Annotated in this window: 7 protein-coding genes; 6 read left to right on the top strand and 1 reads right to left on the bottom strand. The window is 70.7% G+C overall.

The features are described 5' to 3' along the window. Positions 1-57: 57 nt before the first annotated feature. The 4 genes from FXF68_RS34725 to FXF68_RS34740 are packed head-to-tail and all read left to right on the top strand — an operon-like array spanning position 58 to position 10,119. Positions 58-3,951, top strand: a complete 3,894-nt coding sequence (locus tag FXF68_RS34725) for a BREX-2 system ATPase PglY family protein (protein WP_148766853.1) — start codon at positions 58-60, stop codon at positions 3,949-3,951. Continuing rightward, positions 3,948-6,722 (top strand): BREX-2 system phosphatase PglZ, encoded by a 2,775-nt coding sequence (gene pglZ, locus FXF68_RS34730; protein WP_148766855.1) that lies wholly within the window; start codon positions 3,948-3,950, stop codon positions 6,720-6,722. The genes FXF68_RS34725 and pglZ overlap by 4 nt, the downstream gene beginning before the upstream one ends. Beyond that, entirely contained in the window at positions 6,719-8,035 is a 1,317-nt protein-coding gene (gene brxD / locus FXF68_RS34735; protein ID WP_148766857.1) for a BREX system ATP-binding protein BrxD, read from the top strand. The genes pglZ and brxD overlap by 4 nt, the downstream gene beginning before the upstream one ends. Then, on the top strand, positions 8,032-10,119 hold the full coding sequence (locus FXF68_RS34740; RefSeq protein ID WP_148766859.1) for a DEAD/DEAH box helicase: 2,088 nt from the start codon (positions 8,032-8,034) through the stop codon (positions 10,117-10,119). Before brxD ends, FXF68_RS34740 begins: the two co-directional genes overlap by 4 nt. A gap of 106 nt (positions 10,120-10,225) precedes the next feature. On the opposite strand, the gene FXF68_RS34745 is transcribed toward FXF68_RS34740, so the two are convergent. Continuing rightward, positions 10,226-11,236, bottom strand: a complete 1,011-nt coding sequence (locus FXF68_RS34745; RefSeq protein WP_222870220.1) for an SMP-30/gluconolactonase/LRE family protein — start codon at positions 11,234-11,236, stop codon at positions 10,226-10,228. A gap of 444 nt (positions 11,237-11,680) precedes the next feature. Here FXF68_RS34745 and lanKC point away from each other — a divergent pair, with 444 nt between their 5' ends. Then, positions 11,681-14,239 (top strand): class III lanthionine synthetase LanKC, encoded by a 2,559-nt coding sequence (gene lanKC / locus FXF68_RS34750; protein WP_148766861.1) that lies wholly within the window; start codon positions 11,681-11,683, stop codon positions 14,237-14,239. A gap of 5 nt (positions 14,240-14,244) precedes the next feature. Further along, positions 14,245-14,340 carry a class III lanthipeptide gene (locus tag FXF68_RS42765; protein WP_187438257.1) on the top strand — a complete coding sequence of 32 codons (96 nt, stop codon included), beginning with the start codon at positions 14,245-14,247 and terminating at the stop codon, positions 14,338-14,340. Positions 14,341-14,403: the final 63 nt, after the last annotated feature.

Below are 14,403 nucleotides of genomic sequence, written 5' to 3' on the forward strand. Positions count from 1 at the left end.
CTATCTTTGAGGCTCGCGGCAAGGGCGTGCGCGCAGGTGAGGCGAGGGGAGTCGACGGTGGCGGAGCGGGCGGCGGAACTGTACCTGCGAGACGTCCTGGACATCCCCGAGGAGGTCCTCGCCGGTGACTACAAGGTCGAGCTGACCGGCGGGTTCGACGAGGCCGACCAGCGCATCGACGAGTACGTCGTCACCGACCAGCTCAAGCAGGCGTTCCGGGATTCGCTGAGCCTGGTGAAGGCGTCGGTGCGGAGCGGCAAGTCGAACGCCGCCTACCTGCACGGGTCGTTCGGCTCCGGCAAGAGCCACTTCATGACCGTGCTGCACGCGCTGCTGGAGAACCATCCGGCGGCGCGGCGCAAGGCGGAGTTCCAGGAACTCGTCGCCGAGCACGACGACTGGCTCCGTGACCAGAAGTTCATGATGGTGCCGTTCCACCTGGTCGGGGTCACCGACCTGGACTCGGCGATCCTCGGCGGCTACGCGGCCGAGGCGCGGCGGCTCGGGCTCTCGACCCCACCGGTCCACCGGTCCGACGCGATGCTGCGGGACGCGCGCAGGCAGCGCGAGTTCCTCGCCGACGACGCCAAGTTCGCCCAGTGGCTCGGCGGATCCGCGCCGGAAAGACCCGAACCCGACGACGACCTCCCGAACCTCGACCTGGGCGCCGCGTCCGGCTCCCGGTGGACCAGCGCCGAACTGGACCGGGCACTCGACGCGCCGGTCGGCGACCCGCTGCGCACGGCCCTGGAGTCCGCGCTGCTCGACGGCCCGTTCTCCACCTACGCCTATGGCGCTCGCGGCGCCGCCGAGACCTACCTGCCGCTGGAGAACGGCCTCGCGGTGATGAGCCGGCACGCCGAGCGGCACGGCTACACCGGGCTGATCCTCTTCCTGGACGAGCTGATCCTGTGGTTGCAGGCGCACATGTCCAACCAGGAGAAGGTGAACAACGAGGTCAGCAAGCTCGTCAAGCTGATCGAATCCGGCGACTCCGACCGCCCGGTGCCGATCGTGTCGTTCATCTCCCGGCAGCGGAACCTGTCCCAGCTCGTCGGCGAGGACGTGGTCGGCGCCGACGTCAAGAACCTTGAGGCGGCCGTGCAGTACCTCGCCGGGCGCTTCAAGGTCGTCACCCTGGAGGACACCAACCTCCCGGAGATCATCAGGAAGCGGATCCTGCGCCCGCGGCCCGGGATGGAACCGGCTCTCGCCGAGGCGTTCGCCAAGGTCGAGTCGTACAACGCGGCCGTCAAGGACGCGCTGCTCGACGCGCACGGCGCGACCCAGGCCGGCTGGGACGACTTCCGCGACGTCTACCCGCTGTCGCCCGCGCTGCTGAACGTCCTCGTCGCGCTGGCGGGGGCGCTCCAGCGGGAACGCACCGGGCTGAAGCTGCTCAACACGATGCTGTCGCGGCGGCGCGACGACCTGCGGCTCGGCGACCTCATCCCGCTCGGCGACCTGTGGGACGTCCTCGGCCGCGACGTCGGCGAGGCGTTCACCGACCACCTCAAGCAGGAGGCGGAGACCGCCCGGCACTTCCACGCCAAGGTCCGCGCGCACTTGCGGGAGAAGTACGGCTCGGAGGAGCACAAGGACTTCCGCGCCGACGACCGGATCGTCAAGACGCTGATCCTCTCCGCGCTGGCACCGGACGTGTCCGCGCTCAGCAGGCTCACCGGCGCGCGGCTCGCCGCCCTCAACCAGGGCTCGATCCAGTCCCGGCTGTCCACACCCGGCAGCGTCGTCGGAACCCGGCTGCGCGAGCTGATCGCCGCCGGGTTCGGCGAGATCCGCGCCGACGGCGACCGCGACCCGGTGTTCACGCTGCACCTGTCCGACCTGGACGTCGAACCGCTGCTGGAGCAGGTCGGCGAGCAGGACAACCTCGGCGCCCGCCGGATCTGGGTGAAGAACAAGCTTTGGAAGCTGCTCGGCGTCAGTGACACCGGCGCGTTCGTGTCCGAACGCGACATCGTGTGGCGGGGCAGCAAGCGTACGGTCGAGTTCGTCTTCGAGAACGTCCGCGACCCGGCCGCGCTGCCCGCCGAGCAGTTCAGGCCGTCCGTGGAGGGGCGGATCCGGTTCGTCGTCGACTACCCGTTCGACGTGCGCGACAAGTACCCGATGGACGATGCGGGGCGGGTCGACGAACTGCGTCGCAACGGCCTGGAGGCCGACTCTCTTGTTTGGCTGCCCCACCACATGTCCGCGCAGAAGGCCAACCAGCTCGGACGGCTTCTGAAGATCCGGTACCTGCTGGAGCGTGACCGGCTCGACGACTACGCCTCCCACCTGGCGTCCGACCAGCGCATCCGCGTCCGCCACCAGCTCCAGGCGCAGGCGGACAACCTCGCCTCGCAGCTCACCGCCCTCCTCCAGCAGCTCTACGGCATCTCCGGAGGCGACGACGGCAACGTGTCCGCCGAAGTCCGGGACGGTCAGCACGTCCTGTCGCTGCGGCCCGGCCACGACCGGCCGCGCCTGCAGGGCGGCGCCGGGTTCGAATACAACATGCTCGCCCTGGCGGACGGCCTGTACTCCAGGATCTATCCGAAGCACCCCGACCTCGACCTGACGCACACGCGCAAGGCCGTGACGATGGGCGAACTCAAGATCGTGCTTTCCTGGATCACCAAGGCGATGGAGGACCGCTCCGGCCGGACGGTCGTCGACCGCGACAGGCTGGGTCTACTCAAGCGCATCGTCCACCCGCTGGAACTGGGTGAGGTCCACGACGGGCCGCTGAACGTCTCGTTCGAGTGGCGGCGGCGGATCGACCAGCTCGCCGCCCGCCACGGCCGCACCAGCGGCGACTACTCCGTCGAGGAGATCCGCCAGTGGATCGCCGAGTACGGCTGGACGGGGCTCGACAAGTCCGTCTCCAGCCTCATCATCGCCGTCTACGCCCTCCTCGCCGACCGTGACTGGGTGCTCAACGGCGGCAGGCCCGAGCAGTTCCCCGGGCTGGAGGCGGTCGGCAGGGGGTGGGCCCTGCGCGACCAGCCCAAGCCGTCCGAACAGCAGTACGGCAGGGCCCGCGCGCGTGCCGCCGCGCTCTTCGGCGTCAGCGTTCCCGAGATCCTGTCCGGCCGGAACGTCCGCAACCTCGCCGAGCAGATCCGGGAGAAGGCCCGGGAACTGGAAACGCCCGTCAACGACGTTCGCCGGGCGCTGGAGGCCCACGCCCGGTCGTTGGGCATCCAGGACCCGGACACTCCGCGCCGCCGCTCCGCGCGGCACGCCGCCGACCTGCTCGCCCGGCTCTCCGCCGTGCGCGACCAGAGCACCCCGCTCGTCCAGGCGCTCGCGGACGCCGACTACGACATCTCCGACCAGGTGCTCGGATCCGCCCTGGTCTCCGCCCCGGCCGTGCTCCGCGCGCTTGACGGCGTCCAATGGGGGGTGCTGGACGGGGTCTCCGCCTTCGCCGGTCGTGGTGACTCGGTGGGCGCGCGTGCTGAGGAACTCGTCCGGGACGTCACCGACACCGCGCGGACCGACGAGTTCGTCCGGAGTCTCCCGCCGGTGCTGGAGGCCGCGAACGAGCGGGCCGTGGCGTTGCTCACCGAGGCGAGCAGGCAGGCCCGGCCGGAGCCCGAACCTCCTCGTCCCCCGGTCGACGTCCCCGTTCCGGGGCCTGGTGACGCGGGTCGGGTCAGCCTGACCGACCACGGCGAACCGGCGATCCCGTCCGGGTCCACGGACGGTGCGCCGGGCGGCGAGACGGACGGGGTGCCGCATCCGCGGACGCCCGGGGGAGGCACCCCCAATCACGGCCGCAGGCGCGTCGAGTCCACGCACCTGGAGCGGGCGCTCAGCGAAGCCGTCGCGGGCATCGAAGCGGAGGTCCGGGCGTTCGCGGCGGCCAACCCGGGCGTTCCCATTGACATCGCCTGGCAGCCCGTCGACGAACCGGACGGCAGTGACAGAGGGCCCGATAGATGAGCGCGCCGCCCGTGATCGACCGGCGGGTGCTGGAAGCTCTGCTCGACATCGAGCTGCCGAGGCGGAACGCCGGTGACACCGCCCGGCTCGTCGTCGTCCACGGCCGGTACCGGGAGGGCGCGCCCACCGAGTTCACCATCCGGTTCGGCGAGCGGCAGCGGCGCGTCCGGGTGAGCGACCAGACGTCCGTCCTCGGCGCCGTCGACGCCTGGGAGACGCACGCGGCCGGAGGCGAGGACGGTTCCGACGCCATCCTTGTCATCACCACGGGCGTGGACGACCATGACCTCGGCGCTGACCTGCGTGCCCACGCCCTCGGCCGCCGCGCGCTCAGCGTCGACCGGGCGGAGATCGTCAAGCAGCGGTTCGGCGCGGCGGACCTCGACCCGCGCATCCGCCAGGAGGCATGGCTGATCGACGCCCTGCTGGACGCCGAGCCCTCCGACGGCTGGCGCCTCCATCCCGCCGGGGCGCCCTGGCGGCGCAGCGGCGGCTCCGTGCTGACGCGGGACGCCGCCGTCCACGCCCTCGTCAGCGCCCGGCTCGACCTGTCCGGCGCGCTGCCGGGCCTCGGCGACGCCTCCGGGCACCGGGACCTGGACGTCGACTCCCTCCTCGCCTGGTCCCGTGCGCCCGGCTCCACGGCCCGCTACGCCGGGCTGGCGGCTGCCGAGCGCGTGGGCATCGCCGCATGGCTGCGGGAGAAGGTCGGGGACGCGGCCGCCGTCCTGCTCGCCCTCGTGGAGGCGGGCAAGGGCGAGGACGCGATGGCCCTCGGCGTCGTCGCCGCCATCCTCACTGACTCGGCGCGCACCCCCGAGGCGGCGCTCGCCGTCGGCGGCCTGTTCGCCGGGGTCACCCACGACACCGGCGAACTCGGCGCGTTCGCGTCTGCCGTCCAGGGCACCCTCGCGCGCTGGATCGGCGAGGCCGGGCCGGAACGGCGCGGGCACCAGACCGCTCGCGACCGGGTAATGGCCGTGTTGGACCGTGCCGACGAGCTGGCCGCGTCCGCCGGGCTCGGGCACGCCGTCGCCGGTCACCCGTTCCTGCCGTCCGGGCTCGACGCCAGGCTCCGCGCCTTCGCCGCCGCGCTCACCGACTCGCCGCAGACCGTCGGCGACGCGCTGAACGCCGTCATGGACCACCGGCTGGCCGACCTGTTCGCGGACCGCTGCGGCGTCGCGGCGATGGCCGCCCGCCTGCGCCGGTGGCTCGACGCGCCCGACCCCGCCGAGATCGCCTCCGTCAGTGCTGGTGTGGCCGGGCAGATGCGGGACTGGGGGTGGGGCGACCGGGCCCTCAACGTGCTCTGGGGGGGCGACCCCGGAAACGATCCCGTCCTCGGCCGGGCCTATCGGGAGATCTACGAGGCCGCGGTGACCCGCCGCTCGGCGCTCGACGAGGTCTTCGCCTCCCGGCTGCGCGACTGGACCGCCACCGCGAGCGCGGCCGCGCCCGGCGGCGCCCTGCTCGTGGAGTCGGTGATGGACGAGATCGTGCGGCCGCTCGCACGGGAGGGGGCGCCGCTCATCCTCGTCCTCGACGGCATGAGCGCCTCGGTCGCCACCCAGCTCGGCGAGGAGCTCGCGCGAGGCGGGCGGTGGCTCGAGGTCTCCGCGACGCCCGGCGCACGTCGCGGCGCGGTCTCGATGATCCCTTCGGTGACCAGGACGAGTCGTGCCTCCTTGCTGTCCGGATCGCCCACCTCCGGGGGGCAGGCGGCCGAGAGCGCGGGCTTCGAGGCCTTCTGGAAACGCCGCCGCATGCAGGCTGCCGTGTTCCACAAGGCTGATATCCCGGGCGGTCCCGGTCAGCGGCTCGCCCGGCCGCTCCTCGACGCGCTCGCGGGCGACGCCGTCGTCTGCGCCGTCCTCAACACCATCGACGACGCCCTCGACCACGACCGGGAGGGCGACCGGACCGGCTGGCGGACGTCCGACATCACCTTCCTGACCGACCTGTTGAACGCCGCGCGCGACTACGGGCGCCCGGTCGTCCTCGTGTCCGACCACGGGCACGTCCTGGAGCGGGGCGGACGGCAGGTGACTCCGGCCTCCGGGGCCGGATCGGTGCGCTGGCGGACCGGCGAGCCGGGGGAGGGCGAGGTCGAACTCGCCGGGCCGCGTGTCCTGGAGGGCGGCGGGCGGGTCGTCGTGCCCTGGCGTGAGGACATCCGGTACCTGCCGCGCCGGGCCGGCTACCACGGTGGTGCGAGCCTCGCCGAGATGACCGTGCCCGTACTCGTCCTCGTTCCGTCGGTCGACCTCGTGCCGAAGGACTGGTCGATCCTGCCGCCGGAGAACACCGTCCCCTGGTGGTGGGCGGACCAGGAAGCTCCGGAAGCCCCGCCAGAGGCCACCGCCACGAAGCCCAAGACGCGCAGGACAACGACGCAGAAGGAGGCTCTCTTCACGGTCGGTGACGTCGCGCCCGTCGCGGCGGTCCCCGACACGCTCGGAGCGCGCGTCACCCGCTCGCCCGTGTACGCCGACCAGCGGAAGTACCTGCGCAAAGCGCCTGAGGGACGCCAGGTCGCCGCGGTCATCGACGCTCTCGCGGACTCCGGGGGGCGGCTGTCGGCGGCGGCGGTCGGCGCCGCCGCGGCCGCGGCCGGTGGACGGCCGCCGCGGAACGCCGACCTGTTCATCACCGCCCTGCAGCGCCTGCTCAACGTCGAGGGCTACCCCGTCCTCGGGCTGATCGACTCCGGGGCGACCGTCACACTGGAGACGGCATTGCTGTGCGAACAGTTCGGGGTGGAACGGTGACGGACGCGCGGACACAGGTCAGCGCCGTCCGCCGCCGCGAGGTCATCGACGCTCTGCGGAGGGGGACGGTCCCGCGTGCCGGGCTCGACCTGTTCGCCGTCGGGCTGGACCGGTTCGCGGGCGCCCTGGACGAGCAGATTGCCGCGGTCGGCACCGGAGGCTCCGCCTTCCACGCCATCCGCGGCGAGTACGGCTCCGGCAAGACGTTCTTCGCGCGCTGGCTGGGGGAGCGGGCCAAGCGCGCCGGGCTGGCCGTCGCCGAGATCCAGATCTCCGAGACCGAGACGCCGTTGCACCGGCTCGAAACCGTCTACCGGCGCCTCACCGAGCGGCTCACCACCGCGAGCCATCCGGCCGGTGCGCTCCGGCCCGTCGTCGACCTGTGGTTCTACACCTTGGAAGAGGAGGTCCTGGACGCCGGACAGGTCGCCGAGGACGACGCGGAGGGACTCGCGCGCGCCGTCGACACCCTGATGGAGCAGCGGCTCGCCGACGTCGCCCGGACCACCCCGGCCTTCGCCGCCGCGCTGCGCGGCTACCGCAAAGCGAGCGAGAACGGCGACACCGCCACCGCCGAGGCGCTGATCGCCTGGCTCGGCGGGCAGCGGTCGGTCGCCGCGTCGGCGCGCCGCGCCGCCGGCGTCCGCGGAGACCTCGACCACTTCGGCGCGCTCGGCTTCCTGCAGGGGCTGCTCACCGTCCTGCGCGACTGCGGCCATCCCGGTCTGCTGGTCGTGCTGGACGAGATCGAGACGCTGCAGCGCGTCCGCAGCGACGTCCGAGAGAAGGGCCTGAACGCGCTGCGGCAACTGCTGGATGAGATCGACGGCGGGCGCTTCCCCGGACTGTTCCTCGTCATCACCGGCACACCCGCCTTCTTCGACGGGCGCCAGGGTGTCCAGCGGCTCGCGCCACTCGCGCAACGTCTGGCCACGGATTTCAGTACCGACGCGAGGTTCGACTCGCCGCGCGCCGTCCAGCTCAGGCTGACCGGCTTCGACCTGCCGAAACTGGAGGAACTCGGACGCAACGTCCGCGACCTGTACGCCGCCGGCGGCTCCGCGCGGATCGCGGCCCGGGTCGACGACGCCTACATCGCCGACCTCGCCGCCGCCGTCACCGGTGGGCTCGGAGGCAAGGTCGGGGTCGCGCCCCGCGTCTTCCTGCGCAAGCTCGTCGCCGACGTCCTCGACCGCGTGGACGAGTTCCCGGACTTCGACCCGCGCCGCGACTACGCGCTCACCGTCTCCGCGTCCGAGCTGAACGAGACCGAGCGCAACGCCGCCGGAGACGTGCCGCTGGACCTGCCGTGACCGTGGCCGCCGACCGTCTCTCCCCGGTGCTGGTGCACCACATCGTCAACACGCTCGGCTGGCGGTCGCTGCGGCCCTTGCAGGAGGAGTCGGTCGGGCCGGTGCTCGACGGGAACGACGCGGTGCTGCTCGCCCCGACGGCGGGTGGGAAGACCGAGGCCGCCGTGTTCCCGCTGCTGTCCGCGATGGATTCGGGGAGTTGGAGCGGCCTGTCGGTCGTGTACGTCTGTCCGTTGAAGGCGCTGCTCAACAACCTGCTGCCACGGCTGGAAATCTATGCCGGTTGGATCGGCCGCCGCGCCGCCCTCTGGCACGGCGACGTTCCAGAGACCGGCCGCCGCCGGATCCTCGCCGATCCGCCGGACATCCTGCTCACGACCCCCGAATCGCTGGAGGCGATGCTCCTCAGCGTGAAGGTCGACCAGCGCAGGCTCTTCGCCGACCTTCGCGCGGTCGTCGTCGACGAGGTCCACGCCTTCGCCGGGGACGACCGCGGCTGGCACCTGCTGGCCGTCCTCGAACGCCTCACACGTTTGACCGGGCGTCCCATCCAGCGCATCGGGCTGTCCGCCACGGTGGGCAACCCGGCCGAACTTCTGACCTGGCTCCAAGGTTCCAACCGCGGCCCGGCGCGCGTCGTCGCGCCGGAGACGGCGACCACCCCCGACAACGCCATCGAACTCGACTACGTCGGCTCGGTGCCCAATGCCGCGACGGTCATCGCCGCGCTTCACCGTGGTGAGAAACGCCTTGTCTTCTGCGATTCCCGACAACTCGTCGAGGAACTCGGCGCCGCGCTGCGCGCTCGCGGCGTCACCGCCTTCCTGTCGCACGCATCCCTCTCCCTGGATGAACGCCGCCGTGCTGAGGAGGCGTTCGCCGACGCCCGGGACTGCGTCATCGTCTCCACCAGCACCCTCGAACTCGGGATCGACGTCGGCGACCTTGATCGCGTCATCCAGATCAACACTCCGTCCAGCGTCGCCGCGTTCCTCCAGCGTCTCGGCCGGAGCGGACGACGTCCGGGGACCACGCGCAATTGTTTGTTCCTGGCGCTGGACCAGGACTCGCTGGTTTCGGCGGCTGCACTGACCCTGTTGTGGAGTCGCGGATACGTCGAACCGGTGAAAGCGCCCCCGGAACCCCGCCACATCGTCGCCCAGCAGTTCCTGGCCCTGTGTCTGCAAGAGCACAAGGTCGGAAACCGGCTGTGGGTCGAGCACTGGAACGGGCTGCCGCCGTTCGACCGCAGCGCCGAGCCGATCGTCCGCCATCTCGTCGAGCACGGTTACGTCGAGCGGGACGGCGAATACCTCTTCATCGGCCCCGCCGCCGAGGAGAAGTTCGGCCGTCGCCATTTCATGGACATGACCGCCGTCTTCACGGCACCCCCCGAGTTCACCGTCTTCTCCGGCCGCCAGGAGATCGGCCGGACCGACCCGATGCTCCTCACCGAACGGGTGGAAGGCCCACGCGTTCTTCTCCTCGGTGGCCGTGGTTGGCAGGTCACCTGGATCGACTGGAAACGGCGCCGCTGCTATGTCGAACCGACCGACCGGCCTGGAAAGGCCCGCTGGTACGGGACGGCCTTCACCGGCTCCAGTTTCGCGCTCACTCGTGCGTGCCGGGACGTCCTCCTCGGCGCCGATCCGCCCGTGGCCATGACGGAACGGGCCGTCCGCTACCTTGCCAAGACCCGTGACGCCGCCACCCGCACCGTGCATCCCGGCGGTACCGTCATCACCCGTGAGGGCGACGACGTCCGCTGGTGGAACTGGGGCGGCTACCGGGCCAACGCCGTTCTCACCGCGACTCTCTCCGGCCTGACCGATGAGAAACAACGCTTCGAGGATGAATGGGTGCGCCTCCGCCCCGACCTCACCCGGGATATGTGGAAGGCCGGTACGGCGAACGCCGCCGACCGGCTCTGCCTTCCCGATATCGACGAACGGGCCTTGCGCGGCCTCAAGTTCAACGAGGCCCTTCCCGCTCGGCTCGCCACCGCTACTCTTGCCGCCCGTCTTGCCGACCTGGACGGCGCCCTTACCGCTCTCGCGGAACCTGTTCGTTTCGTCATCCACTAGCGGTTCTCGGTGGCGAGGAATGTTTGCGTGCCCGTCCATGCCCACGCTCGGTTTGCGGTACTTGTGCGGCGTGGACATGGACGTTCACGGAAAATGTGTGGGTTGATTAGAGGCCGCGGACGGTGGCTATGGTGAAGGGGAGTTTGGGCGTGCCTGGGCCGGTGGGGCCGCCCTTGTCGAATTGGGAGCGGACCACGTAGAGCTTGCCGTGCTTTCGGAGGAGGGTCGTCGGGGTTTGGAAGTCCAGGTCGATGACTCGGCGGGTCAGTCGGGCCGTGTGGCCGTCTGAGTCGATGTGCCAGCGGCTGATCGCGTAGGCGTCGGTTATGGGGTGGGCGACCCAGAGGGTGTTGTGCTGGAATTCCATTCCGTCGCCTGTGGTCACGTCGCCACCGGTCAGGGTCACCTTGTCGACCTTGCCGGAGGGGAGGGCGATTCTGTACAGGTCGCCGCCGGTCATGTCGACTGTGAGCAGGTAGCGGCCCGAGGGGCCTGCGACGATTCCGTTGAGGGTGATCGTGTCGGGGGCGTGGGGCTCGACGACGTCGCTCAGGTTGAATGCGGGGGTGAGTGGTGTTTCGCCGCCTTGTTCGTGCGCCTTTGCCAGTTGGGCGGGGGTCACGCGGTAGACGGTGGAGCGGCGGCTGTCGGTGATGTAGGCGGTGCCGTCCGGTGTGATGGCCATGTCGTTGACCAGCCGGGCCGCGTCGCCGGGGACGACGAAACGGGCCACCAGGTGGCGGGTGCGGATGTCGTACACCGCGACGCCGGTGGGACGGTCGATCACCCACAGGCGCCTGGCGCGATCGACCTCCAAGCCGAGGGCCTGGGAGCGTCCGTCGATGCGCGGGGGGAGGAATTCGGTGGCGACTCGTTGTCCGGGTGACGCCTTGTAGATGGTGCCGCCCTCGTACGTCCCGACGTAGAAGTCGCCGGTGTAGGGGTCGGTCGCGATTCCCTCGGGGTAGACGCGGTCGCCGGGGAGTTCGAAGGCCGTGGAGATCCGGACCCGTCCGTCCGCGTGGGGCCCCGCCGCCTGGGCGGCGGTGGAGCCGAGAAGCAGCGGTGCGGTGAGGGCCGCGATGACGATGGAGTGACGCCGGGCTGCGCGGTACATGATCACCTTCTCCGTGAGGTCTCTTGGGCGCCGGCTTCGACCCGCGGGCCGGACGGGTCCTGGCGTGGGCACGGGGCGGTCTGCCGCGATCACGTGATGTGGTTGCGGGCTGCTCAAGAGGTGGGGCGGGAGTCGTCGTCCGGGCATAACGGCGGACGCATCAGGCGCATTACCGCTCCTCCGCCTCTCCGGACGCAATGGTGCGGCCTGGGGGAACCGGCAGGTTCCTCGCAAGGCAGGCTAACCATGCGGAGGGTCAGTGTCTATGTAGTACGGACGTTGACCGATGTCGGACAAACTCTGTCGAGGGAGCGCGGCGGGACCTCCGCCGAGGCGGCTTGGCCGTGCCGTCAATCCCGAGAGTTGGGGATACCCGGCCTTTCCTGGCCTCGTCATTCTCAGGGAGGCGGTCGGAGGGACCGCGGTTCTGGCCGGGGGAGTGCTGTGAAGAGCGTTGGCGATTACGACCGGTTCTATGTCGCTGACCCGGATTTCTTCGAAGTTCCTGATCTCCTGCCCGATGAGGGTTCTCGTCTTTCCTTCTTTCGTAGTGACGTGCCTGCGGGGTGGCAGCGCGTCGAGTGCGGGTGGTGGGTTCGGCTCGTGCCGGCAGGAGGAGTCGGCGCCGAGCAAGGGTGGATGATCCATGTTTCGGTCGTTGAGCGGCTCGTCGAGCGGACGGTCGAGATCGTAAGGCGCTACTGCCTTCAACACTCGATCGCGTTCGAGGGCATCCGCAGCCGCCGGGCGGCGCGCGCGTTGAACGCCAAACGCGCCGATCGGAGATCGAGCGGCCGGATCGTCACGCTCTTTCCGACGGATGAAGAGCGGTTCGCGAGGGTGCTTGCTGATCTCGAGTTGCTTTTGGGTGGGCTGTCCGGAGCCTATGTGCTGGGGGCGCTGCGGCATGGCGATGGGCCGCTCTATTGCCGGTACGGCTCGTTCGAGGCGGCCACTGAAACGGACGAGTTCGGGGAGCCCGTGCGCAGGCTTCGGCGGCCCGATGGTCGGCTCGTCGTTGAGGACGCGGGTCTGGTGTTCCGTCCGCCCGAGTGGGTTTCCATCCCCGCGGTGTTGGACGCGGATCTGCGGGCCATGCGTGCCGGGGAATTTCCTTATCGCATCGAGCGAGTGCTGGCCATCTGTAACGCGGGCGGGACCTATGTAGGCGTGGATCGGGCGAGCGGGACGCGGGTCGTCCTGCGGGAGGCTCGGCCGTTCGCTGGGGTCGATGAGCGCGGTGAGGACGCGGTGGCGCGGCTCGACCGGCATCGTTCGGCGCTCGAACGGGCCGCTGGGCTGGAGGGCGTCCCGGAGTTGCTCGGATACCGGACGTTCGGCGGGCACCGGTTCCTGGTCGAGGAGTTCGTGGACGGTGTGCCGCTGCGCCTCTCCGTGCTCGGGCGGCTGCCTTTGCTGGCTCCTCAGGAGGCCGTGCGGGAATCCGAAGATGTCGGCACCTATTCCGAATGGGCGATGGGCGTTCTCGATCAGGTAATGGATGTATTGGACGGCCTGCTCCGCCACGGGATCCGGTTGGGCGAGCTCGACCCCGACAACGTCGTGCTCCGGCCGGACGGGCGCGTTGCCTTGGTCGACCTCGAATCGGGTGTCGCGCTTGAGGATGACCGCGCTCCAGCGGTCGACACTCCGCAGTTCCGCGTCCCGGCTGGGCTGAGTGGCGCGGCCGCGCACGAGTATCTGGTCAGCAGATTGCGGCTTTGGATGTTCCTGCCGCTGCAGTACCACGAGCGGACCAAGGTGCGGACGCTGGCCGAAGCCGTCGTCCGGCATTATCCGGTGCCTTCCGATTTCGGTGCGAGCCTGGTGCGCGTCCTGGGGTGTGAAAAGCCCGACTCCGCGGGGGACATGCTGGACCGGGCGGACGAGAACTGGCCCGAGATCCGGGAGTCGCTCATCCGCGGCATTCACGCGGTCGCCAGCCCTGAACGGCGCGATCGACTTTTCCCGGGGACGCCGACGACTCCGACCACGATCGGCGGCTATCCGTTCGCGTATGGGGCGGCCGGGGTCCTCTACGCCCTCTCCCAGGCGGGAGCCGAGATCCCGGGGGAGTATGTCGAATGGCTCGTGAAAACGGCCCTCGACGACCCCGCGCCGCGTCCGGGCCTTTATGACGGGCTGCACGGTGTGGTGTTCGTCCTCGACTACCTCGGTCACCGTGACGAAGCGCTCGCCGTCCTCCACCGTTCGCAGCCGTTGGACGAGACCGTCCGCTCGGCCGATCTCGACAGCGGCCTAGCCGGTATCGCCTTGAACCTTCTCCATTTCGCCCGGGTCACCGGCGACGAGAAACTGCGGGCACGGGCCGTCACGCTCGGGGACGACCTGGCCGCGCGGACTCGGGACGGGTTCCCGGCCGTCCCCGGCCGACCCGCACCGTTCGGCCTGCTGCACGGCCCGACCGGGGCGGCGCTGTTCTTCCAGCATCTGCACGCGGAGACCGGCGAGTCCCGCTGCCTGGACCTCGCCGACGTGGCGTTGCGGCGCGACCTCGACCGGTGCGTGACCCGTCCCGACGGGACGCTGTACCTGTTCGACGGCAGTCGCCACCTGCCCTACCTGCACGGCGGGAGCCACGGCCTGGCGTTCGTCCTGCGGAACCAGCTCCGGCACCGTCCGGCGGACGACCTGCGGGCGGCGCTCGCGGGGATCAGGCGGGCGTGCCGACTGGCCTGCGTCCACGACGCGGGGCTGTTCCGCGGCCGCGCCGGAATGATCGCGACGGCGGCCGGGCTCGGCTTCGCCGAGGACCGCCCGGCGATCAGGGACCAGGTCCGGCGGCTCGCCTGGCACGCGCGGCGATACCAGGGTCACCTGGCCTTCCCCGGGTTCCGCATGCGTCGATTGTCCATGGACCTGGCGACCGGGTCGGCGGGCGTTCTGCTCGCCTTGAACGCCGCGTTCGGGGAGCACACGGGGATTCTTCCCCACCTCGATTCGCGGACGGGAACAACCCGCGAGCACGGGGGAGGGAGGTGAAAACCATGGAGCAGATCCTGGAGCTTCAGGAAATGGAGGAGGAGACGGTCTCGGTGCCGTCCACCTGCATCAGCGCTACGACGTCCCTGATGGGCTTCTGACGCGCGGCGTCGGACGCCTCCCGGTGCCGGCCGGTCGCTCGAAATCGCCCGGCCGGCACCGGC

This window comes from Actinomadura decatromicini, assembly GCF_008121305.1.
Taxonomy (GTDB): Bacteria; Actinomycetota; Actinomycetes; order Streptosporangiales; family Streptosporangiaceae; genus Spirillospora; species Spirillospora syzygii.